Genomic DNA, 21,278 nt, shown 5'->3' on the forward strand with positions numbered 1-21,278 from the left:
ATAGGTTCCGCCCCTCGTTAAGCGACACCCCGCGCCGGAGCCCCCAAGACGTGACGGATCTATTCGAAGAGGTCGAAGAGCAGCTTCGCTCCGACCGCTACAAGCAGTTCGCCCAAAAGGCGCTGCCGTGGATGCTGGGGATCGCCGCCGCCGTGCTTGTCGCCTTCCTGGCGTACTGGGCCTATGACGCCTATCGCAGCAAGCAAACCGCGAGCGCGTCCGAGAAGTACGCCGCCGCCATGGACGCCTTCGTCGCCAACGACCGGGCCAAGGCCAGCCAGCTCTGGACCGAGGTCTCCAAGTCGGACGCAAAAGCCTACAAGGCCCTGTCCCTGATGCACCTGGGCGCCATCGCCCAGGAGGCGAACAAGCCTGCCGATGCCTCCAAGCTCTACGACGAGGCCGCCGAGGCGTCCCCCGATCCGGTAATCGGCGACGCCGCCCGCCTCAAATCCGCCTTCGCGCTCCTCGACACCGCTCCTCTGAAGGATCTGGAGGGGCGCTTGAAGCCGCTGATGGAAGAAGGTCGCCCGTTCCGGGTGCAGGCCCGCGAGGCGCTGGCCTTCGCGAAGCTCAACGCCGGTGACCTGGCCGGCGCACGCGGTGACTTCGTCCTGATCTCCCAGTCCCTTGACGCCCAGCAGGGCGCCCAGGCCCGCGCCCAGGCCGCCATCGGCCTGATCGATTCCGGGTCGGCCAAGGCCGTGCCGGAAGTGGTAAAGGCCGCCAAGGCCCTGCCGCCGATGCCGATGGTCGATCCGAATGCGATGATCGGCCCGCCGCCGGGGGCCGCCGCCCCGCAGCAACCCCAAGGTCCCGCTCAGCAATGATCCGCCGCCAGACGATCCTCACCGCCGTCCTGATCGCGGCGTTGGGCGCGAGCGGATGCTCGACGGTCAGCAACCTGAATCCCTTCGGAAAGAAGGATAAGGGCCCGGCCGAGCTCGCGGGCGAAGGCCAGCGCATTTCGATCATCCCGCCCGATCAGATCCTGGCGCCCGCCGAGGCTCTGAAGGGTGTGGGCTTCTCCCTGCCGACGGTCGAGACGGTCGCCGCTTGGCCGCTGCCCGGCGGCACGCCCGAGCAGTCGATGGGTAATGTGAGCGCGGGCGCGAACCTCTCGGTGGCCTGGCGCAAGAGCTTCGGCCAGGGCCAGAAGCGCGGCCGCTATGTCACCGCTCCCCCCGTGGCGGCGGACGGCAAGGTGTTCGTCATGGATGCGGACGGCCGCGTCGTCGCGGTCGACGCACAGTCCGGAGCGCAGATCTGGCGCACGGGAACCAATCCCGGCGACAACAAACGCGACAAGCTCGCGTTCGGCGGGGGCATGGCCTACGCGGACGGCAAGCTCTACGTCTCGTCAGGCTATCGCGAAGTCCTTCAGATGGACGCCAAAACCGGCGCCATCGGCTGGCGGACCAAGACGCCGGAGTCGATCCACGGCGCCCCCACCGTTTCGGCGGGCCGCGTCTTCGCCATCTCGCTCGACAACACGCTGATGACCTTCGACGCCGCCACCGGTGCGCCGTCCTGGACGTATCAGGCGCTGTCGGAATCGGCGCGCATCCTGTCGGCCTCCAGCCCGGCCATCTCGGGCGACAGTGTGGTCGCGGCCTTTGGTTCGGGCGAACTGGTCGCGCTGCGGGCCTCCAACGGCAACGACCTGTGGAACGAGGCGCTCTCGCGCGCGAGCCGCACCAGCGCGCTCAGCGAGATCCGCGACATCCCCGGTCGCCCCGTCATCTATCAGGGCGACGTCTTCGCGGTCAGCCATTCGGGCGTTTTCGCCGCCACCGACCTGCGCACGGGCCAGGCCCGCTGGAGCCTGCCGGTGGTGGGCATCTCGGCGCCGCTCCCCGCTGGCGACGTAGTCTACGTCGTCTCCAAGACCGGCGACGTGATCTGCGCCAGCCGCGAGAACGGCCAGATCTACTGGATGCGTAACCTCAACGAAGGCTTCAAGGCCAAGAAGAAGGGGGGCATCCTCGGCATTGGCGGCCAGCGCCAGACGCGGCCGGTCTGGTCGGGTCCTCTGCTCTCCAATGACAAGTTGCTCGTGGTCGGCCAGACCGGCCAGCTTGTCGCGCTGAACGCCCGAACCGGGGAAATCGAGAAGCGTCTGGAGCTGAAGGGGACCTCGACCCTCGAGCCGATCGCCATGGGCGATACCGTGTATGTGGTGACCCAGGAGGCCGACCTGATCGCGATTCGCTGATCAGGACGCTATAGACTGCCCGAATGACGCTTAAACTCGCGATCGTCGGGCGGCCGAATGTCGGCAAGTCCACGCTGTTCAACCGGCTGGCCGGCAAGAAACTGGCCATTGTCGACGACCAGCCGGGGGTCACCCGCGACCGCCGGTTCGGCACGGGCCGCCTAGGGGACCTCGATCTGGAGCTGATCGACACCGCCGGCTTCGAGGACGTCACCGACGAGAGCCTCGAGGCGCGGATGCGGGCCCAGACCGAGCTCGCCGTCGACGAGGCCGACGTCGCGCTGTTCGTCATCGACGCGCGTGAAGGCGTGACGCCCGCTGACGAAATCTTCGCCGACGTCCTGCGCCGCAAGAACAAGCCCGTGGTGCTGGCCGCCAACAAGTCCGAGAGCAAGGCCTCGGAGAGCGGCGTGCTCGAGGCGTTCGGCCTGGGCCTGGGCGAGCCGATCCCCATCTCCGCCGAGCACGGCGAGGGCATGGCCGATCTCTACGCCGCCGTCGCCGCCCTGGCGCCGGACGAGGACGACGAGGACGACGACGCCGAGGCGGCCGGCAAGCCGATCAACATCGCCATCGTCGGTCGTCCTAACGCCGGCAAGTCGACGCTGGTCAACGCCGTCATCGGGGAGGACCGCCTGCTGACCGGTCCCGAGGCCGGCATCACCCGCGACGCCATTCCCGTCGACTGGGACTGGGACGGCCGCGCCATCCGCCTCGTCGACACCGCCGGCCTGCGCCGCAAGGCGAGGGTGCAGGAGAAGCTGGAGAAGCTCTCCACCCACGATTCCATCCGCGCCATCACGTTCGCCGAGGTGGTGATCCTGGTGATGGACGCCACCCATCCCTTCGAGATCCAGGACCTGCAGATCGCCGACCTGGTCGAGCGCGAGGGCCGGGCGCTGGTCTTCGTACTGGCCAAGTGGGACCTGATCGAGGACGGCCAGGCCAAGCTCGCCGAGTTCCAGGAGGAAGTGACCCGTCTGCTGCCTCAGGTGCGCGGTTCGCCCATGGTGGCCCTGTCCGCAGAGACCGGCCGCGGCCTCGACCGGCTGATGCCGGCGGTCCTCAAGGCGCACGGCGACTGGACGACCAAGGTCAAAACCCGGGACCTCAACGACTGGCTGAAGATGGCCGTCGAGCGCCACCCGCCGCCCGCCGTCGGCGGACGTCGCGTGAAACCCAAGTACGTTGCGCAGACCAAGGCCCGGCCGCCGACGTTCGTGCTGTTCGCCAGCCGCGCCGACCAGCTGCCCGACCACTACAAGCGCTATCTGATCAACTCGATCCGCGAGAGCTTCGACCTGCCGGGCGTGCCGATCCGGCTCAGCGTCCGGTCGAACAAGAACCCCTACGCCGAGGGCGAGGAGAAGAGCGGGCCGGGTCCGTCCAAGACCGCGCCGACCTCGGCCAAGACCGGCATGGTGGCTAAGGCCCGTCGCATGGCGGCGGAGAAGGCGAAGGCCGGCGCTGACGCCAAGCCCAAGCCCGCGGCGAAGGCCAAGAAGGCCAAGGCGGGCAACCCCCGCGGGCGGGCAGCCAAGCTGAGCCGGCCGGGCGTCAAGCCGAAGCGGGCGTCGCGGCCTTCCAGTCCGAAAAGACCACGTTAGCGGTCGGCAGGCCCCGGTCGGTCTGGGCCAGCTCGACGATCAGGGGGCCGATCTCGGCGGGGGCCGGCAGGTGGGCCGGGTCTTCGCCGGGCATGGCCTCGGCCCGCATCCGGGTCCGCATGGCGCCGGGATCGACCAGCACGGCGCGGATGGCGGTCTGCTCAAGTTCGTCGGCCCAGGTCCGCACCAGATGCTCCATGCCCGCCTTCGTGGCGCCATAGAGCCCCCAGAAGGCTTTGGGTCGGGCGACGCGCCCCGTGGTGAGGAAGATCGCACGCGGCCGATCCGAGGCCCGCAGCAGGCCCTCCATGCTGCGCATCAGCCGCCAGGTCCCCGTGAGGTTCACCGAGACGACCCGGTCCCAATGCTTCGGCTCGATGTGCGACACCGGCGTCAGCGACCCCAACAGAGCCGCGGCGTGCACCAGCACGTCCAACCGGCCGAACCGCTGGTGGATCGCCAGGCCCAGCTGATCGATGCCGTCGCCTTCGCCCATGTCCATGGGCACGAGCGTGGCCGACTGGCCGGTGCGGGTGCGGATCTCGTCGTCCAGGGCCTCCAGCGCGCCCTGGGTACGCGCCACGGCGACCACGTGGGCCCCGGCGTCCGCCAGTGCGAGGGCGGCGGCCTTGCCGATGCCGCGGCTGGCGCCCGTGACGAGGGCGATACGGTCTTTGAGGGGCAGATCGGTCATGAGGGCGGCTTCCTAACCGCTTTGCGCCTCTGTGTCAGGCCGCTGGGCGTAGCGCTGCGCGATCGCGGCGCAGGCCATCAGTTGGACCTGGTGGAAGATCATCAAGGGGATCAGCGCCACGCCCGCCGCGGCCGGCGGGAAGATGGCTGCCGCCATGGGCGCGCCGCTGGCCAGCGACTTCTTCGAGCCGCAGAAGACGATGGCGATCTCATCCTCTTTCGAGAACCCCAGCGTCCGCGCCGCGAACGCCGTGAGCACCAGAACAGCGCCCAGGAGGACGAGGCAGATCAGCAGCAGCCGGACGAGGTCCAGCCCGCTCAGCTTGCTCCAGACCCCTTCGACCACCGCGCCGGAGAACGCCGTATAGACCACCAGCAGGATCGAGCCTCGGTCGAGCTTGGACAGGATCGGATTGCGGGCCTTCACCCATTCCCCGATCCAAGGCCGCAGGACCTGGCCCGCGATGAACGGGACCAGCAGCTGCAGCACGATTGCCCAGAACGACGACGCGCTGACGCCGCCCTGGGCTTGCAGCAGGACGCCCACCAGCAGCGGCGTCAGGAACACGCCCAGCAGATTCGACGCCGACGCCGAGGCCACCGCCGCCGGTACGTTGCCCCGCGCCACGGCGACGAAGGCGATCGAGCTCTGGATCGTCGATGGTAGGCAGCCCAGGAAGACGATTCCGCCCGCCAGTTCAGGCGGCGTGATCCAGGCGGGCAGGGCTGTCACGCCCACCGTCAGCAATGGAAAGAGCGCGAACGTACAGGCCAGCACCAGGAGGTGGAGACGCCAGTGCGCCAGGCCGCCGATCACCGCCTCCCGCGACAGCCGTGCGCCGTGCAGGAAGAAGACCATGGCGATCGCCGCCTTGGTGACCCAGCCCAACCAGAGCGCCCCATCGCCGCGAGCCGGGAAGACCGCGGCCGCGGCGGCCATCAGCAGGATCAGAACGAGGTACCAGTCGGGCTTGAAGCGGGCCCGCCAGCCCTGGCTCACGCGTCGACCAGGAACGAGAGCTGACGCTCGACGAGCTCGTTGCGCCCCAGCGCGATCTCGCGATCCAGCAGGCGCGTGGGGTATTCGCCCGTGAAGTAGTGGTCCGTGTACTGCGGGTTCTGCGGGTCGCGGACCGCTTCCATGGCCCAGTACAGCCCGTCGACCGACAGATAGCCCATCGAGTCGACGTTCAGGATCTTGGCGATCTCCTCGACCGAATGGTTGGCCGCCAGCAGCTTCTCGCGGTCCGGCATGTCGATGCCGTAGTAGTCCGGCCACTGGATCGGCGGGGAGGCGGACCGCAGGTGCACCTCGGCCGCGCCCGCCTCGCGCACCATCTTCACGACGCGGATCGAGTTGGTGCCGCGCACGATGCTGTCGTCGACCAGCAGCACCTTCTTGCCCGCCAGGACCGCGCGGTTCGGCGCCAGCTTCATCCGGACGCCCAGCTCACGCTCGCCCTGGGTGGGCTGGATGAAGGTGCGTCCGACGTAGTGGTTGCGGATGATGCCCATCTCGAAGGGGACGCCGGCTTCCTGGGCGAAGCCGAGCGCGGCGGGCACGCCCGAGTCCGGCACGGGCACGACCACGTCGATGTCGGCCGGCGACTCCTGCGCCAGGCGGCGGCCCATGCGCTTGCGCACCTCGTAGACCGAGCGGCCGTTCACGACCGAGTCCGGGCGGGCGAAGTAGACGTATTCGAAGATGCAGGGGCGGGCCTGTTGCGCGGGGAACGGCCGGAAGCTGCGGATGCCCTTGTCGTCGATGACGACCATCTCGCCGTGCTCGACGTCGCGGACGAATTTCGCGCCGATCATGTCGAGGGCGCAGGTCTCGGACGCCAGCACCGCCTTGCCGTTGAGATCGCCCAGGACGAGCGGGCGGATGCCCAGCGGATCGCGCACGCCGACCAGCTTCTTGTTGGTCATGGCGACCAGGGCATAGCCGCCCTCGATCTGCTGCAGCGCCTCGGTGAACCGCTCGAGGAAGCGCGGCCGGCGTGAACGGGCGATCAGATGGAGGATCGCCTCGGAATCGGACGTCGACTGGAAGATGGCGCCTTCCTGCACCAGCTGCTCGCGCAGGGTCAGGAAATTGGTGAGGTTGCCGTTGTGCGCCAGGGCGATGCCGCCGGCTTCCAGATCGGCGAACATCGGCTGGACGTTGCGGATGAAGCTGCCGCCGGCCGTCGAATAGCGGGTGTGGCCGATGGCGACGTGCCCGGGCAGGCGCTTGTTGAGGTCCCCCCCGCCGAACGCGTCGCCCACGTACCCCATGTGGCGTTCGGTGTGGTAGCGCTGGCCGTCGAACGAGGCGATGCCGCAGGCCTCCTGGCCGCGGTGCTGCAGGGCGTGCAGGCCAAGCGCGGTGATCCCTGAGGCTTCCGGCACGTCGAACACCCCGAACACCCCGCACTCCAGCCGCGGGGAATCATCGTCTGGGTCGCGCGCCGGGGGGGACCAACGCTCGTGCGACTGGCTCATCGGGATCGCTCCGAACGGTCGGTGTCGGTGGGTTCGCGCGCCTCGTACCTCTCTGTCGCCGATCTGTCACCTGACCCTTCGCCCACGGCGCGATCAAAAGCGGGCTTCAGGCGCCCGGCTACATCCAGGCCTTGTGGCGCGAGGCTCTCCAACAACCTGCCCATGTTGCCGGCGACCGGCCAGGTGCGCGCTCCCGTGATCCACTTGGGGCGGAGGTCTTCAGGCGTGGCGGCGTTGAACATGAGATAGAGCGCGCCCAGGACGATAAGGCCGCGGCCGAGCCCGATCAGCAGGCCCAGCGAGCGGTCGAGGAGGCCCAGCATCTGGGTGCTCTGCACCGAGCGCGCGATACCTGCGCCGATCAGACGCAGGGCGATGAAGGCGACCGCGAACACGACGACCAGGGCGCTGACCGTCCCCAGCCAGTCCGGCCGCACGAAGCCGCGGAAGATCGGAGCGAACACCGGCAGTCCGAAGATCGCCAGGCCGGCGGCCACGACGAGGGCCACCAGGGCGAAGATCTCGCGCACGGCGCCACGCGCGAAACCTACGAAGGCCGAGATCGCGAGCAGGCCCAGGACCAGGAAGTCGAACTGCGTCACTTGCGGGTGTCCCAGTCGGCATCGTGGATCCGCTGGATGGCGTCGGCCAGCCGGTTGGCGCCCGTGTAGGCTAGAGCCGGCTTGTCCACGTCGGCGGGGCCGAGCGCACGGCGGAAGCCCAGTTTCGCGGCCTCTTTCATCCGGCCGTCCATCCGGCTGACCTGACGGACTTCTCCTGACAGGCTGATCTCGCCGAAGACCACGCAGTCCTGCGGCAGGGCCACATCGAAGGCGGAGGAGGCGAGGGCGGCGGCGGCGGCGAGGTCAGCGGCAGGCTCCGAAATCCGGAGCCCCCCGGCGACGTTGAGATAGACGTCCTTGTCGCCGAACCCGAGGCCGCAGCGGGCCTCGAGCACGGCCAGGATCATCGCGAGGCGGCCAGAATCCCAGCCCACCACCGCGCGCCGCGGCGTGCCGTAGGCGGACGGCGCCACAAGGGCCTGAATCTCCACAAGCACCGGACGCGAACCCTCGATGCCGGCGAACACGGCGGCGCCGGCCGCGCGCTCGCCCGAGGTGTTGAGGAACAGGGCCGACGGGTTCTTCACCTCGTTCAGGCCCGCATCGCCCATTTCGAAGACGCCGATCTCGTCGGTGGCCCCGAAGCGGTTCTTGGCGCCGCGCAGGATGCGGAACGGATAGCCGCGCTCCCCCTCGAAGGCGAAGACCGCGTCCACCATGTGCTCGACGACGCGCGGACCGGCAATCGCGCCTTCCTTGGTGACGTGGCCCACGAGGATCACGGAGACGCCGCGCTTCTTGGCCAGGCGGACGAGCTCACCCGCCGCCGCCCTCACCTGGGTGACCGAGCCTGGGGCCGCCTCGTGATTGTCGCTCCACATGGTCTGGATGGAATCGATGACCACCAGGTCGAAGGGTTCGGCCTTCAGGCCGTCGAGGATGGCCCGCAGGCTGGTCTCGGCGGCGAGTTGGACCGGCGCGTCGGCCAGGCCCATTCGCTGGGCGCGGCCCCGAACCTGCTCGATCGCCTCTTCGCCCGAGATGTAGGCGCAGCGCTGGCCTCGGCGCGCAGCCTCGGCCGCCACCTGCAGCAACAGGGTGGACTTGCCGACGCCGGGGTCGCCACCCACTAGGATCGCCGAACCCGGCACGACGCCGCCGCCGCAGACCCGGTCCCATTCGCCGACGCCGGTGACGATTCGCGGCGGGGCCGGGGTCGATCCCTGGAGGCCTTCGAAGGCGAGATGGCGGGTCTTCGTCGCCTTGGTCGGCTTCAAGGCGCCGGGCGGTCGGCTGGTCAGTTCCTCGACGAGGGTGTTCCAGGAGCCGCACGCGGGGCACTGGCCCGCCCACCGCGTCTGGACGGCGCCGCAGGACGTACAGGCATAGACGGCGCCGTCACGGGCCATGGGGTCTCCTGATTCGAGTGCGACAGAGTCTAACCGACCCGCGGCGGCGGGTCTGTGCGGTGGCTTGCCGTCCCACCGCGCTGGGATAGGCTTAGGTGTCGTCGGGGGACGACCTGGACAAGGGCTGGAGAGAGACGATGAGCGTGGTTGAGCCGGGGTCCGCAGGCGCGGGCCTGGTCGAACGGGTGAAGAGCATCCTGCTGAAGCCTGCTTCGACCTGGGATGTGATCGACGGGGAGCGGCCGACGGTCGGCGCGCTCTACACTGGCTATGTGATGCCGCTGGCGGCGATCCCGGTGATCTGCATGCTGATCGGCTCGCTGACGATCGGCATCGGCGCCTTCGGATTCAGCTACAAGCCGTCGATCCCGTTCGCGGTGACGCAGGCCATCGTCCAGTATGCCCTGAGCCTGGGCATGGTGTACGTCATCGCGCTGATCATCGAGGCGCTGGCCCCGAACTTCGGCGGCGAAAAGGATCGGCTGCAGGCCCTCAAAATCGCGGCCTACTTCCCGACGGCGTCGTGGGTAGCCGGCGTGTTCAGCCTTGTCCCCGCCCTGGCGATCATCGGCGTGCTGGGCGGGCTCTACAGCCTCTATCTGCTCTACGTCGGCCTGCCGAAGCTGATGAAGACGCCGCAGGACAAGGGGCTTCCGTACTTCGTCGTCGTGCTGGTGGTGGCCATCATCGTCAGCTTCGTGATCAGCGTCGCGGCCGGCTCCATCGCCGGCCTGACGGGCGGCGCGGCGGGCCTGGCCAACGCCGGCCACGTCGGCGGCACGGTGAAGGTTCCGGGCGGCGGCGAGATGGACCTCGCCAAGCTGGAAGCCGCATCCAAGCGCATGGAGGCCGCTGCCAAGCAGGCCGAAGCCGGTACGGCCACCGCCACCGATCCCGACGCGCTGAAGGCGTTCCTGCCCGCCAGCGTCGCCGGCTACACCCGCGGTGAGGTCAGCTCCTCGAGCGGCGGCGCTGGCGGCTACCAGGGCTCGCAGGCGGATGCGGAATACACGAAGGACGGCGCGTCGATGCGGTTGGAGGTGACGGATCTCGGCGCCGCGGGCGCGCTGGCCGGCATGGCCAGCGCCTTCAACGTGAAGTCCTCGAAGGAGAGCGGGACTAGCTACGAGAAGGTCGGCATGGTCGGCGGCCGGATGACCCAGGAAAGCTACGACCGCGCCTCGAAGCACGGCGAATACAGCGTCCTGGTCGGTGAGCGCTTCATGGTCCAGGCCGAAGGCGACGGTGTCACCATGGACGAACTGAAGGCGGCCGTCGGCTCGGTCGACGCGGGGCGGCTGGAAGGACTCGCCAAGGCGGGCTAGGTCCGCCGGATGGTGTCGCGAGGGCCGGGAATGGATGGGTCGGGCGCCGCGGGCGGCATCCCGCGCGCCGTGGGACTGTTGCTGACGCCCGGCCGAGCCTGGAGCCGGATCGCCGACGCACCGGCCGAGCCAAGACCCCTGGTCCTGCGCTACGCCTTGCCGCTGGCGGCCCTTCCGGCGATCTGCAGCATCGTGGGCGTCCTGACGTTCGGCTTCAACATCGCCAACGTCGGCGTCCATATGAGCGTGGTCGGCCTGATTCTCGGCGCGCTGACGGGCTATGTCGTGACACTGGCCGCGGTTTGGGCGCTGGCCGCCTTCGTGGAGCGGGTCGTCCCGGCGTTCGGCGGGCTGCGAGACCGGCGCGCAGCCCTAAACCTCGTGGTCTATGCCGCCACCGCCATGTGGATCGGCGGCGTCGCGGAGATCTATCCCAGCCTGGGCATTCCGGTGGGCATCCTGGCCGCGCTCTACAGCCTGTACGCCCTCTACATCGGCCTGCCCGTGATGATGGGCGTGCCGGAAGACCGGAGATTGACCGCCTTCGCGGTCATCCTGATCGCGATCCTGTTGTTGGGCGTGGGGCGAGGCGTGCTGACCGCCAAGGCGGCGGAACTGGGCGGGCCGCTCTCGGCCTCCTACGCCCCGAGATAGATCCTCTCGGCGCGTCGACTGAGACGCACCAGCACCTCGTGCGCCACCGTGCCGGCGGCGCTGGCGAGATCGTCGAGCAACGCGTTCGGGCCCAGGAATTCCACGGCGTCGCCGACCGTGATGGGAGCGTCACCGATGTCGATCACCGACAGATCCATGTTGACTGCCAGCAGCGGACGCCGTGCGTCCTCCGCCCAGGCGTAGCCCTTGCCCATGGCCGCGCGGATGATGCCGTCGGCATAGCCGGCCGCGGCCACGGCCACGCGCGTCGGTCGGTCGGCGGTGAAGGCAGACCCGTAGCCCACGCGGTCACCGGCTCGCAGTTCGCGTATGTCGAGCACCGGCGCGGTGAGGGTCGCCACGGCGCGGAGCCGCGGATCCGGACGCTCCTCGGGCCCGCCGCCGAACAGGCCGATGCCCGCTCGGACCATGTCGTAGCGATACGGCCGCCCGAGGAACGTGCCGGCCGACGCGGCCAGGCTGGCCCGGCTCTCCGGGAAAAGCGCCCGCACCTCACGGAAGCCGGCGAGTTGTTGGGCGTTGCGGTCTTCGCCAGGCTCGGTGGCGGAGCCCAGGTGGCTGACCAGCAAGGGCACGTCGAGTCCGCGCAGCGCGCCCGGCGCCGCGACCAGCGCGCGAGTGTCCTCGAGCGTCAGGCCCTGGCGGTTCATGCCGGTGTCGACCTGCAGCGCGGCGCGATAGCCGCCGTTCGCCGCCAACGCCAGGGCGGCGTGGGCCTGGGCGAGGGTGGAGATCACCGGCGTGAGGCGCGCCGCGCCCAGGCGTTCGGACGTGCCGGGCAACAAGCCGTCGAGCACGAGGATCTCGGCGTCGCGCGCGCCGAGCTCGGCGCGCAGCGCCTCGCCCTCGGCGATCCGCGCCACAAAGAAGCTGCGCGTCCCTTCGGTGTGGAGACGGCGCGCGATCGGGCCCGCACCCAGGCCATAGCCGTCGGACTTCACCACGGCGGCCACCTCGGCGCCGGCCGCTTCCTCGGCGAGGACAGCGCGATTGTGGGCCAGCGCGTCGAGATCGATCGTCAGTCGCGCGCGGTCGGGTGAATCCATGCCGCCTTAGTGCGGGTCGTAACGGCTGCTGTCACGAGCCAGATTTCCGAACTTGGTCGTGTCAGAGTTGAACGACAGCCGCACCGTGCCGATGGGGCCGTGGCGTTGCTTTCCGATGATGAGCTCGGCCAGGCCCCTGACTTCGTCCATCTTTGTCTGCCAGTCGAAGTGCTCCGGGGTGTTCTCCCGCGGCTCGAGGCGGCTCAGATAGTACTCCTCCCGGTACACGAACATGACCATGTCGGCGTCCTGCTCGATCGAGCCGGATTCCCGCAGGTCCGACAGCTGGGGCTTCTTGTCCTCGCGGTTCTCCACCTGGCGGCTCAGCTGCGAGAGCGCCATCACCGGCACGTTCAGCTCCTTGGCCAAGGCCTTGAGGCCCTGGGTGATCATGGAGACTTCCTGCACCCGGTTGTCGGGTCCTCCAGCACCCGTGGTGATGAGCTGCAGGTAGTCGACGATGATGAGGTCCAAGCCAACCATGCGCTTCAGGCGGCGTGCTCGGGCCACCAGCTTAGCCAAGGTGATGCCGCCTGTGGGGTCGATGTAGAGGGGGGCTTCCTGGATCTCGAGCGCCGCGTCGCGGATCCGCCCGAACTCCATGGCGTCGATCTCACCTTTGCGGAGCCGGTCCCCGGAGACGCCCGAAGCTTCCGCCAGCAGGCGCATGGCGAGCTGCTCGGCGGACATTTCGAGCGAGAAGAACGCCACCACCCCGCCGCGGACCGTCTTCTTCGACCCATCGGGCTGCGGCTCCCACGCATAATTGCGGGCGACGTCAAAGGCGATGTTGCAGGCCAGCGAGGTCTTCCCCATCGAGGGGCGCGCGGCGAGGATCATCAGGTCGGAGGGGTGCATGCCACCGATCTTCTGGTCCATGTCGATCAGGCCCGTGGAGAGGCCGGCCAGGCCGCCGTCGCGGCTGTGTGCCTCGGCGGCCATGGCGACCGCGCCTCGCAAGGCGTCGGCGAAGTTCACGAAGCCCTGGGACACGCCGCCGCTCTCGGCGAGCTGGTAGAGTTGCTGCTCGGCGGCTTCGATTTGATCGCGGGCGTCCAGCTCGGCGTCGCTTAGCTGCGCCTGGGCCGCGATGTCGCCGCCGATGCGGATCAGGTCGCGGCGCAGGGCCAGGTCGTAGATGGCGTTGGCATAGTCCGGCGCGTTCGCGGCCGGCGGCGCGCGGTCCAGCAAGTCGGCGAGGTAGCGCACGCCGCCCAGCTCTTCGAACGCCGGGTCGCGGCTGAACTGTTCGGCCAGCAGGATCGGTTCGGCCAGCTGACCCTTGCGGATGTTGGTCGAGATCGCCTGGAACAGGCGCTGGTGGAAGGGCTCGTAGAAGTGCTGCGGCTGCAGGTTGTCGCTCAGCCGCTCGAACGCGGCGTTATCGTAGAGCAGGGCGCCCAGCAGCGCCTGTTCGGCCTCCACATTGGAAGGCGCGCGCGTGATCGTGACGTCGTTGGACACAGGGCGGAGATCGAGCGCCGGGACGAGGGACATGGCTTTACGGATAGCCAACCGAGGGGCCGCGCATGACACATTTGTGGACCTGTCCACACACGATTTCGGGCCTGTGGAAAAGCTCGGCCATGGCTCAGGTCCCATACGAAAACGGCGCGGGAATCATCCCGCGCCGCTACGTCAGAAACGGTCGTACAGTTACCAGCTGATGCCGACGCGCCCGTAGAGGAACCGGCCGTTGAAACCAAACGGAGAATAGCTCGGGAAGCCGATCGGGCCGTTGGTGTTGACGTTGGTCGGCGTGGCGTTCGGGTACTCGTCGAACAGGTTGTTGACGCCCAGCGCGAGGTTCACGCCATGCGGGAACTGATACCGCGCCTCGAGGTCGATCAGGGTGTGATCACCGGCCTTGTAGTCCAGCGTGGCCGTGTTGTTCGGGATCAGCACGTCGCCATAGTAGGTGGCTTTGGCCGTCGCGCCGAAGTTCCCCAGCGACCAGTCCACGGCCAGCACGTGCTTCTGGTCGGGCGTGCCTTCCTCGAACGTCAGACGGTTGCCGCGGTCGAACAGGATCGGCGGCACCGGCAGGGCCGAGAGCACCGAGGTGGTCGGGATCTTGGTCACGTCGGTGGAGTTGAAGTTCGCCGCCGCGGTGATGTCGAACCGGCCCGCCGTGTCGGTGTCGAGCCGATAACGGGCCACGATATCGACGCCCTTGGTGGTGGTGTCGACGCCGTTGATGAAGAAGCGCGCCGCGCCAAGGCCGCTGCTGCCCGGCGGGTTGATCAGGCGGAAGATCGCCTGCGCCGTCGCCGAACCCGTCGGGGAGCCCTGGATGTTTTCGGAGAGGACGATCCGGTTGTCGATTTCGATGCGGTACGCGTCGATGGTCAACTCGAACGGACCCTGATGGAAGACGGCGCCCACCGAGTAGTTGACCGACTTCTCCGCTTCCAGTGGCTTGCCGCCAAGCGCGGTGGCGATGGGACTGACCGACGGGAAGGTGCCGACTTCGACAGGCGTGTTCACGCCGTTGATGACGATGAAGTTGGTCGAGGTGGCGGTGAAGTACTGTTGCTGTAGGGCCGGGGCGCGGAAGCCGCTCGCAATGGTCCCCCGCAGGGCGAAGGCGTCATTGAACTCGTAGCGGGCCGAGATCTTGCCATTCACCGTAGAGCCGAAGTCCGAATAGTCCTCGAAGCGTCCGGCGACGTCCACGCCGAACGCGTCGGTGAGCGGGACGTCCAGGTCGATGTAGGCGGCGTAGGAGTGCCGGTTCTTGTCGACCTCGTTCCCGGGCTGGAAGCCGGGGAAACCTTGGGCCCCGGCCGCCTTGCCGGCGATGCCGCCGAACGTATACGAGGCCAGGTCGCCGGCGCCGATCTCATAGCCCTCGTGCCGGTACTCGACGCCGAAGGCCAGGGTGGCGGGCTTGGCCATGCCGAACTCGAGCGGCCGGGTGAAGTCGATGCCCGCGACCCATTGGTCGTACTGCATCGTACCTGCGTCAAAGCTGGTCGGCGACGCCGCGCCCAGCGAGGCGTTGACCGAGTCGATCACGCCGTAGTGGACCTTGTTGTAGCCGTAGACGACGCCAGCATCGACGTTGAAGCCGGCCACCTCGCCCTTGGTCCCGAAGGCGACCGTGAAGTCGTCGATGTCGGTGGTGATGCGGGGCAGGAAGCCGCCGGGGAAGATGGCGGGCACGTTGTTGGGGTTGTTGGCCAGGCGGGGATTGGCCGCGCTGTCGGTCTTGCGGTTCTGGTAGCCGCCGAAGCTGTACAGGCTCCAGGTGTCGTTCACCGGCAGGCCGGCGTTGGCGTAGACCGTGATGTTCTCGGACTGCGGATCGCCGTAGCGCGAGGTGATCTTCGGCGTAGGCAGGACACGCGGGTCGAGGTCGCCGCGGCTGGTGGGGTTCTGGTGGCGGTACTCGCCGGAGACCGTCAGGAAGCCCTCAGCGCCCAGGGGCAGGCCGACCCAGCCGGAGACGGTGTTCGAGACGCCGTCCTTCTTCTTGTAGCCGTCGGGCACGCGGGCCGTTTCGACGTCGGTGTTGTAGTAGCCGTAGGTGTAGGACGCGCCGCCGCCCTGGCGAGCCTCACGGAGGCGCATGTTGATCACGCCGGCGATGGCGTCCGAACCGTATTGCGCAGAGGCGCCGTCCCGCAGCACTTCGACCCGGTCGATGGCGACGGTGGGGATGGAATTCAGGTCGACGGCGGCCGATCCGCGGCCAATCGAGCCGTTGACGTTGACCAGCGCGGAGGCGTGGCGACGCATGCCGTTCAGCAGCACCAGCGTCTGGTCGGGCGCGAGTCCGCGCAGCGTCGCCGGTCGGACCGAGTCGGTGCCGTCGGTGATGGCCGGGCGCGGGAAGTCGAGGGCCGGAGCGAGGGTGGCCAGGGCCGCGCCGAGTTCGGTCGTGCCCTGGCGCTGCAAAGCCTCGTCGCTGATCACGTCAACGGGCGCGAGGGACTCGAGACGGGTCCGCCCTTCGGTGCGGGTCCCGGTCACTACCAATTCGTCGACTTCGGCGCTGGGGGCAGCGGTCTGGGCCGCAGCTGCGGTCGCCAGCAGGCTTGCGGCCGAAGCGGCTGCGAAAAGCAGGGTGCGATGATTCATGGTTCTCCCCGGAGGCCGCCGGATCATCCCGGTCTGTCGGCCTTCATTCAGGGGAAGCTAGGTAGTCACGGTTTTGACGCAAATGACAAAATTGCAACACGAACATAAGAAAACGGCGCGGAACCGGAGTTCCGCGCCGTTATCCGTCGAGCACTCGACGCCGAAGGCTAGGCCTCGGTGAATTCCTGGGCCATTTGACCCGCGCCGCCTTCGAGCAGATCGGCGGCGGCCTGTTCGGCAGCCACGCGCTCTTCTTCGAACTGGGCGTTGATCACGTCCTCGCCGCGGGCTTGGCGGTCGGCCTCATCCTGGCTGCGGGCGATGTTCAACGTCACGGTGACGGTCACTTCCGAATGGAGGCGAACCTTCACTTCGTGCAGGCCGAGCGTCTTGATCGGCTTGTCCAGCACGACCATCGAACGTTCGATCTTGCCGCCTTCGGCATTGACCGCATCGGCCACGTCGCGACCCGCGACCGAACCGTAGAGCTGACCGCTCTCGCCGGCTTGGCGGATCATGACGTAGGACGTGCCGTCCAGCTTCTCACCGGCGTTACCCGCCGCGGCCTTGGCCTTGGCGTTGCGGGCTTCGATGTCGGCGCGCTGCGCTTCGAAGACCTTCAGGTTCGCGGCGTTGGCGCGGAGCGCCTTCTGGCGGGGCAGCAGGAAGTTGCGGGCGTAGCCGTCTTTGACGTTCACGACGTCGCCGAGGGTGCCCCAGCCTTCCAGCCGTTCGAGCAGAATGACTTTCATCTGTGCCTCTCCCTTACTTCACGACGTAGGGGAGCAGGGCCAGGAAGCGGGCGCGCTTGATGGCCTTGGCCAGTTCGCGTTGCTTCTTGGCCGACACCGCGGTGATCCGCGACGGCACGATCTTGCCGCGCTCGGACACGTAGCGCTGGAGCAGCTTCACGTCCTTGTAGTCGATCTTCGGGGCGTTGGCGCCGGAGAACGGGCAGACCTTGCGGCGGCGGAAGAACGGACGGCGTTGGCCACCCGCGGCGGCGCCAGCGGCGGGAGCCGGGGCGGCGGAGGTTTCGTCAGTCATGTGATGAGCCTCCCTTTCTTAGAATTGCGGGACGTCGTCGCGGCGTTCGCGGTCGCGATCGCGGCGGGCGAGGATCGGCGAGAGCTCCAGGTCGAGCTCGTCGACGCGCACGGTCATGTAGCGCAGCACGTCTTCGTTGATCGACAGCTGGCGTTCCATTTCCTTGACGATGTCGGCCGGGGCGTCGATCGCCAGCAGGGAATAGTGGCCCTTGCGGTTCTTCTTGATCCGATAGGTGAGGTTGCGAAGGCCCCAGTATTCGATCTTCGCGACGTTGCCGCCGCCTTCCTCGATGAGGTGCTTCAGCTGATCGTTGAGGGCTTCGGCTTGCTGCGGCGAGATATCCTGCCGCGAAATGACAACGTGCTCGTAGAGCGCCATGCTTTCCTTCTTCCGTTGTGGGAGGCGGCGCGGCCAGTGGCGGAAGTCCGCTGGCGACGATGGATCTCAGGCGCGGCGACCGGGAGTTTCCCGGTCCATTGGGGTTCCGCGAAGAGACCGCCTTCCGTGAAGAGGCGCGCAAATAGGCGAAAAGCCGAGCGCGGGCAAGGGTTTTCGGCCCAGCGCTCGGCCCAGTCCGACGCTACTTCTTGCCCTTGAGCGCCTTCACAGCGGCCAGGGTCTCGGACACGTGCTCGGTGGGGTCCATCTTGGTGTAGGCGTGCACGATCTGGCCGTTCGAAGCGATCACGTACGAGGTGCGGTCCGACCAGTCCGGCTTCATGGCCAGGACGCTATCGTATTGCTTGGCGATCTTGGCGCCAGGATCGGCCGCGACCGGGAACTTGCCCGAGCACTTCTCGGTGTCGGCCGAGAAGCTGGCCAGCTTGTCCAGGTTGCCGGCCGTCACGCCGATCAGCGTCGCGCCGGCGGCTTTGAACTGCTCGGAGGCGTCCGCGAACATCTTCGCCTCGATGTTGCAGCCCTTCGTCTCGGCGGCCGGGAAGAAGTACAGAACCACCGGCCCCTTCTTTCGCGCGTCCGCCAACGAGAAGTGCAGCGGCTTGCCGGCCTGGTAGCCGTCGGCGGTGAAATCGGGAGCCTTGTCACCGTTCTTCAGGGCCGCGAGGGCGGGCGTGGCGCACAGCGCGGCGAGCGTGGCGGCGGCGATGGCGAGGCGCATGGGCGAGGTTCCTTGAAGCCTGAAAGAGCGGGACAGTTGAATACCCCTGTTTCCTGGGGTGCAAGGGGCGATGGTTATCGCCGGTCACAAAGGCGCGGGGCCGGGTTCTAGGCTTCCGGGCGCACCAGGATCTTCACGTGCGCCTCGGGGTCGCCCAGCGCGGTGAAGGCGCCGGCCACGCCCTCCAGACCGACCTCTCCGGTCACCAGGCCGGTCACGTCGATGACGCCCTCGGCAAGCTGGCGAAGGGTCAGGGCGAACTCTTCGGGCGAGTAGCCGAACACGAAGGTGAGCTCGATCTCCTTGGTGATGGCGATGGAGGGCTCGATCCGGTCGGTCTCCATGCAGACGCCGGCAACCACGATCTGCGCCCCGGCGGGGGCCGCCTCGATCAGCGCCTGCAACACGCCCGGCGCGCCGACGCATTCGAACACGACCGGGCGGGCGATGGCGTTGCCCATCATCTGCATCATCGACTGCGCTGCGCGGCTGCGGGGAACACCGAGCGCCTCCCACCGATCGTGCGGGTTCTCGACCGCGGGATCCACCACGATGTCGGCGCCGAGGCGCTCGGCGGCCGCGCGCCGGCGGGGCGAGAAGTCGGCCGCGATGACCGGACCATGACCCGCGGCCTTCAGCGCCCCGATGACGGCGAGGCCGACGGGGCCACACCCCACCACCAGCGACACCGATTTCGGCTCCAGGCGCGCCTTGGCGAGCGCGTGCGCGCCCACTGCGAAGGGCTCGGTCAGCGCCGCCTTGTCGGTCGGCAAGCCGTTCGGCACCTCAAGCACCATGGCCTCGGTCAGCAGCATCTGCTCCGCGAAACCGCCCGGGAGGCGGTTGGAGAAGCCGAGCATTTCCACGCCGGCGCCGTGCATAGTCACAGGTATGCTCACCACACGGGCGCCCGCCTTGAGCGTCTTGGGCGACCCTGGTCCGTGGTCGAGAATCTCGGCGCAGAACTCGTGGCCGAAGACCGTGTCGGCCGTTGGGTCGAAGCCGTTGTCCAGGCCGCCGGCGCGCCGCGACAGGTCGATCATGTGCTCCATGTGATGCAGCGCGTGGAGGTCCGACCCACAGATCCCGCACGCGAGCGTCTTCACCAGGATTTGGCCGGCGGCGGGTTGCAGATCAGCGATCTCGTCGCAGACCAAGCGCTTGTCGCGTCGGATCACGGCCTTCATGCGTTCACTCCCCAACTCGTCTTTCTTGTACGCGCCGGCTCTATCCCCTAACCCTCGCGCCTCGGAATCACCAGGAACGGGATCGTCATGACCCTCGCGTTTCTCTTCCCCGGACAGGGCAGCCAGGCCGTCGGCATGGGCCAGGACCTGGCAGATGCCTTCGCTTCCGCACGGGAAGTCTTCCAGGAAGTCGACGAGGCGCTGAATCAGAAGCTGTCGGCCCTGATGAAGGACGGGCCCGAGGACCAACTCACCCTCACCGAGAACGCCCAGCCCGCGCTGATGGCCGTCAGCGTGGCGGTGATGCGCACCTTGGAGAAGGAATTCGGTGTTGGCGTCGAAAAGGCCGCCTTCGTGGCCGGTCACAGCCTGGGCGAATATTCCGCCTTGGCCGCAGCGGGCGCGATCAGCCTGTCGGACACCGCGCGGCTGCTGAAGCTGCGGGGGCAGGCCATGCAGCGGGCCGTGCCGGTCGGGCAGGGCGCCATGGCGTCGCTGATCGGCCCGAAGGCCGATCTTGCCCTTGCCGAAGAGGCGGCGAAGGCGGGGTCGGAGGTCGGCGTCTGCGTCGTGGCCAACGACAACAACCAAGGCAATGTCGTGATCTCGGGCGACAAGGCTGCCGTCGACAAGGCCATCGAAAAGGCCAAGGAGCTGGGCGCGCGAGCGATCCCGCTGAACGTATCTGCCCCCTTCCATTGTCCGCTGATGCAGCCTGCGGCGGACGAGATGGCCGAGGCGCTGGCAAGCGCCACGATCCAAAGCCCCCGCGCTCCGCTCGTGGCCAACGTGATCGCGACGCCGACCAATGACCCGGAGGCGATCCGCCGGATGCTGGTCGAACAGGTCACTGGCCGGGTCCGTTGGCGAGAGAGCATGGTCTGGATGGCGGAAACCGGCGGTGTCACCCGCTTCGCCGAGGCCGGCGCCGGCAAGGTGCTGTCCGGTATGGCCAAGCGCATCGCGCCCGCCGCCGAAGCCACGCCGCTGAACGGCCCGGCCGACCTCGAAGCCTTCGCCAAGAGCCTGTGAGAGGGATCATGTTCGACCTGACTGGCAAGGCCGCTCTCGTGACCGGCGCCACCGGCGGCATTGGCGGGGCCATCGCCAAGGCGCTGCACGCCCAGGGCGCGCACGTCGTGCTCTCCGGCACCCGCGAACCGGTGCTGCAAGAGCTGGCGGCGACGCTGGGCGAGCGCGTTTCGGTAGCGGCGGCGAACCTTTCGGACGCCGCCGCCGTGGACGGACTGATCGAAGCCGCCGAGGGGGCGGCCGGCGCGCCGATCGACATCCTGGTGGCCAACGCGGGCATCACCAAGGACGGGCTGCTCATGCGGATGAAGGACGAGGACTGGGAGACAGTCCTCAAGGTCAATCTCGAGAGCTATTTCCGCCTCAGCCGCGCGGCGATGCGTGGGATGATGAAGCGCCGCTTCGGCCGGATCATCGGCATCACCTCCGTCGTGGGCGTGATGGGCAATCCGGGCCAAGCGAACTACGCGGCATCGAAAGCCGGCATGATCGGCTTTTCCAAGGCGCTGGCCCAGGAGGTGGCGACTCGGGGAATCACCGTGAACTGCGTCGCGCCGGGCTTCATCGAGAGCCCGATGACCGATGCCCTGAACGAGCAGCAGAAGGCGGCCATCCTCGGAACGATCCCGGCTGGAAAGCTTGGCTCGGGGGGTGACGTGGCGGCCGCGTGCGCCTATCTGGCCTCCGACGAGGCCGGATACGTCACGGGCCAGACCCTGCACGTCAACGGCGGCATGGCGATGATCTGACTATCGCCAAGCCTGGGGGGAACATGCTACCCGGCCCCCG

General features: G+C 68.3%; 20 protein-coding genes. 7 read left to right on the forward strand and 13 right to left on the reverse strand.

Features of this window, described 5'->3' with window-relative positions:
- Positions 1-50 precede the first annotated feature (50 nt).
- The 3 genes from ACODSY_RS07795 to der are packed head-to-tail and all read left to right on the forward strand — an operon-like array spanning position 51 to position 3,822.
- Positions 51-830, forward strand: a complete 780-nt coding sequence (locus ACODSY_RS07795; protein ID WP_488951153.1) for a tetratricopeptide repeat protein — start codon at positions 51-53, stop codon at positions 828-830.
- Positions 827-2,215, forward strand: a complete 1,389-nt coding sequence (locus tag ACODSY_RS07800; protein WP_488951154.1) for a PQQ-like beta-propeller repeat protein — start codon at positions 827-829, stop codon at positions 2,213-2,215. The genes ACODSY_RS07795 and ACODSY_RS07800 overlap by 4 nt, the downstream gene beginning before the upstream one ends.
- Positions 2,216-2,238: 23 nt before the next feature.
- Complete coding sequence (der, locus tag ACODSY_RS07805; protein WP_488951155.1) at positions 2,239-3,822, forward strand: ribosome biogenesis GTPase Der; 1,584 nt, start codon at positions 2,239-2,241, stop codon at positions 3,820-3,822.
- On the opposite strand, the gene ACODSY_RS07810 is transcribed toward der, so the two are convergent.
- Genes ACODSY_RS07810 through radA form a run of 5 tightly spaced genes read right to left on the reverse strand, consistent with a single transcriptional unit; the run spans position 3,773 to position 8,971 of the window.
- A complete protein-coding gene (locus ACODSY_RS07810) occupies positions 3,773-4,516 on the reverse strand; it encodes an SDR family NAD(P)-dependent oxidoreductase (protein WP_488951156.1) in 744 nt (247 codons plus the stop codon). The two genes, der and ACODSY_RS07810, sit on opposite strands and share 50 nt — an antisense overlap.
- Positions 4,517-4,528: 12 nt before the next feature.
- Positions 4,529-5,515, reverse strand: a complete 987-nt coding sequence (locus ACODSY_RS07815; protein WP_488951157.1) for a bile acid:sodium symporter family protein — start codon at positions 5,513-5,515, stop codon at positions 4,529-4,531.
- A complete protein-coding gene (purF, locus tag ACODSY_RS07820; RefSeq protein ID WP_488951158.1) occupies positions 5,512-6,999 on the reverse strand; it encodes an amidophosphoribosyltransferase in 1,488 nt (495 codons plus the stop codon). Before purF ends, ACODSY_RS07815 begins: the two co-directional genes overlap by 4 nt.
- Entirely contained in the window at positions 6,996-7,601 is a 606-nt protein-coding gene (locus ACODSY_RS07825) for a CvpA family protein (RefSeq protein ID WP_488951159.1), read from the reverse strand. The genes purF and ACODSY_RS07825 overlap by 4 nt, the downstream gene beginning before the upstream one ends.
- A complete protein-coding gene (gene radA / locus ACODSY_RS07830) occupies positions 7,598-8,971 on the reverse strand; it encodes a DNA repair protein RadA (protein WP_488951160.1) in 1,374 nt (457 codons plus the stop codon). The genes ACODSY_RS07825 and radA overlap by 4 nt, the downstream gene beginning before the upstream one ends.
- A gap of 137 nt (positions 8,972-9,108) precedes the next feature.
- Between radA and ACODSY_RS07835 the strand changes: the two genes are divergently transcribed.
- Together ACODSY_RS07835 and ACODSY_RS07840 are read left to right on the forward strand one after the other, a co-directional pair.
- Positions 9,109-10,296 carry a Yip1 family protein gene (locus ACODSY_RS07835; protein ID WP_488951161.1) on the forward strand — a complete coding sequence of 396 codons (1,188 nt, stop codon included), beginning with the start codon at positions 9,109-9,111 and terminating at the stop codon, positions 10,294-10,296.
- A 30-nt stretch (positions 10,297-10,326) separates the two neighbouring features.
- Positions 10,327-10,950, forward strand: a complete 624-nt coding sequence (locus ACODSY_RS07840; protein ID WP_488951162.1) for a Yip1 family protein — start codon at positions 10,327-10,329, stop codon at positions 10,948-10,950.
- On the opposite strand, the gene alr is transcribed toward ACODSY_RS07840, so the two are convergent.
- The 8 genes from alr to ACODSY_RS07880 form a co-directional block, all read right to left on the reverse strand.
- Positions 10,935-12,017 carry an alanine racemase gene (gene alr, locus ACODSY_RS07845; RefSeq protein WP_488951163.1) on the reverse strand — a complete coding sequence of 361 codons (1,083 nt, stop codon included), beginning with the start codon at positions 12,015-12,017 and terminating at the stop codon, positions 10,935-10,937. The two genes, ACODSY_RS07840 and alr, sit on opposite strands and share 16 nt — an antisense overlap.
- 6 nt (positions 12,018-12,023) lie before the next feature.
- Positions 12,024-13,514: a replicative DNA helicase gene (locus tag ACODSY_RS07850; protein ID WP_488951164.1), complete on the reverse strand. Its 1,491-nt coding sequence runs from the start codon at positions 13,512-13,514 to the stop codon at positions 12,024-12,026.
- A gap of 159 nt (positions 13,515-13,673) precedes the next feature.
- Positions 13,674-16,100, reverse strand: a complete 2,427-nt coding sequence (locus ACODSY_RS07855; protein ID WP_488951165.1) for a TonB-dependent receptor plug domain-containing protein — start codon at positions 16,098-16,100, stop codon at positions 13,674-13,676.
- A 167-nt stretch (positions 16,101-16,267) separates the two neighbouring features.
- Complete coding sequence (rplI, locus tag ACODSY_RS07860; protein WP_488951166.1) at positions 16,268-16,852, reverse strand: 50S ribosomal protein L9; 585 nt, start codon at positions 16,850-16,852, stop codon at positions 16,268-16,270.
- A gap of 13 nt (positions 16,853-16,865) precedes the next feature.
- On the reverse strand, positions 16,866-17,147 hold the full coding sequence (rpsR, locus tag ACODSY_RS07865; RefSeq protein WP_293345945.1) for a 30S ribosomal protein S18: 282 nt from the start codon (positions 17,145-17,147) through the stop codon (positions 16,866-16,868).
- An 18-nt stretch (positions 17,148-17,165) separates the two neighbouring features.
- On the reverse strand, positions 17,166-17,528 hold the full coding sequence (rpsF, locus tag ACODSY_RS07870) for a 30S ribosomal protein S6 (RefSeq protein WP_488951167.1): 363 nt from the start codon (positions 17,526-17,528) through the stop codon (positions 17,166-17,168).
- Between the two features lie 202 nt (positions 17,529-17,730).
- The gene (locus ACODSY_RS07875) at positions 17,731-18,270 is read right to left on the reverse strand and encodes a peroxiredoxin (RefSeq protein WP_488951168.1); all 540 of its coding nucleotides are present in this window, start codon (positions 18,268-18,270) and stop codon (positions 17,731-17,733) included.
- A 107-nt stretch (positions 18,271-18,377) separates the two neighbouring features.
- Positions 18,378-19,457, reverse strand: a complete 1,080-nt coding sequence (locus tag ACODSY_RS07880; RefSeq protein ID WP_488951169.1) for a zinc-binding dehydrogenase — start codon at positions 19,455-19,457, stop codon at positions 18,378-18,380.
- 87 nt (positions 19,458-19,544) lie between these two features.
- Between ACODSY_RS07880 and fabD the strand changes: the two genes are divergently transcribed.
- Together fabD and fabG are read left to right on the forward strand one after the other, a co-directional pair.
- The gene (fabD, locus tag ACODSY_RS07885; RefSeq protein ID WP_488951170.1) at positions 19,545-20,489 is read left to right on the forward strand and encodes an ACP S-malonyltransferase; all 945 of its coding nucleotides are present in this window, start codon (positions 19,545-19,547) and stop codon (positions 20,487-20,489) included.
- A gap of 8 nt (positions 20,490-20,497) precedes the next feature.
- Entirely contained in the window at positions 20,498-21,238 is a 741-nt protein-coding gene (gene fabG, locus ACODSY_RS07890; protein ID WP_488951171.1) for a 3-oxoacyl-[acyl-carrier-protein] reductase, read from the forward strand.
- Positions 21,239-21,278: the final 40 nt, after the last annotated feature.

It is taken from the genome of Phenylobacterium sp. FG114, assembly GCF_057809855.1.

Excerpts from the sequence above, each read along its gene's own strand:
- ACODSY_RS07875 (WP_488951168.1), bottom strand. The coding sequence starts at position 18,270 with ATGCGCCTCGCCATCGCCGCCGCCACGCTCGCCGCGCTGTGCGCCACG.
- ACODSY_RS07800 (WP_488951154.1), top strand. The coding sequence starts at position 827 with ATGATCCGCCGCCAGACGATCCTCACCGCCGTCCTGATCGCGGCGTTG.
- der (WP_488951155.1), top strand. The coding sequence starts at position 2,239 with ATGACGCTTAAACTCGCGATCGTCGGGCGGCCGAATGTCGGCAAGTCC.
- fabG (WP_488951171.1), top strand. The coding sequence starts at position 20,498 with ATGTTCGACCTGACTGGCAAGGCCGCTCTCGTGACCGGCGCCACCGGC.
- fabD (WP_488951170.1), top strand. The coding sequence starts at position 19,545 with ATGACCCTCGCGTTTCTCTTCCCCGGACAGGGCAGCCAGGCCGTCGGC.
- rpsR (WP_293345945.1), bottom strand. The coding sequence starts at position 17,147 with ATGACTGACGAAACCTCCGCCGCCCCGGCTCCCGCCGCTGGCGCCGCC.
- alr (WP_488951163.1), bottom strand. The coding sequence starts at position 12,017 with ATGGATTCACCCGACCGCGCGCGACTGACGATCGATCTCGACGCGCTG.
- ACODSY_RS07850 (WP_488951164.1), bottom strand. The coding sequence starts at position 13,514 with ATGTCCCTCGTCCCGGCGCTCGATCTCCGCCCTGTGTCCAACGACGTC.
- ACODSY_RS07855 (WP_488951165.1), bottom strand. The coding sequence starts at position 16,100 with ATGAATCATCGCACCCTGCTTTTCGCAGCCGCTTCGGCCGCAAGCCTG.
- ACODSY_RS07880 (WP_488951169.1), bottom strand. The coding sequence starts at position 19,457 with ATGAAGGCCGTGATCCGACGCGACAAGCGCTTGGTCTGCGACGAGATC.
- rpsF (WP_488951167.1), bottom strand. The coding sequence starts at position 17,528 with ATGGCGCTCTACGAGCACGTTGTCATTTCGCGGCAGGATATCTCGCCG.
- radA (WP_488951160.1), bottom strand. The coding sequence starts at position 8,971 with ATGGCCCGTGACGGCGCCGTCTATGCCTGTACGTCCTGCGGCGCCGTC.
- ACODSY_RS07835 (WP_488951161.1), top strand. The coding sequence starts at position 9,109 with ATGAGCGTGGTTGAGCCGGGGTCCGCAGGCGCGGGCCTGGTCGAACGG.
- purF (WP_488951158.1), bottom strand. The coding sequence starts at position 6,999 with ATGAGCCAGTCGCACGAGCGTTGGTCCCCCCCGGCGCGCGACCCAGAC.
- ACODSY_RS07810 (WP_488951156.1), bottom strand. The coding sequence starts at position 4,516 with ATGACCGATCTGCCCCTCAAAGACCGTATCGCCCTCGTCACGGGCGCC.
- ACODSY_RS07840 (WP_488951162.1), top strand. The coding sequence starts at position 10,327 with ATGGATGGGTCGGGCGCCGCGGGCGGCATCCCGCGCGCCGTGGGACTG.
- rplI (WP_488951166.1), bottom strand. The coding sequence starts at position 16,852 with ATGAAAGTCATTCTGCTCGAACGGCTGGAAGGCTGGGGCACCCTCGGC.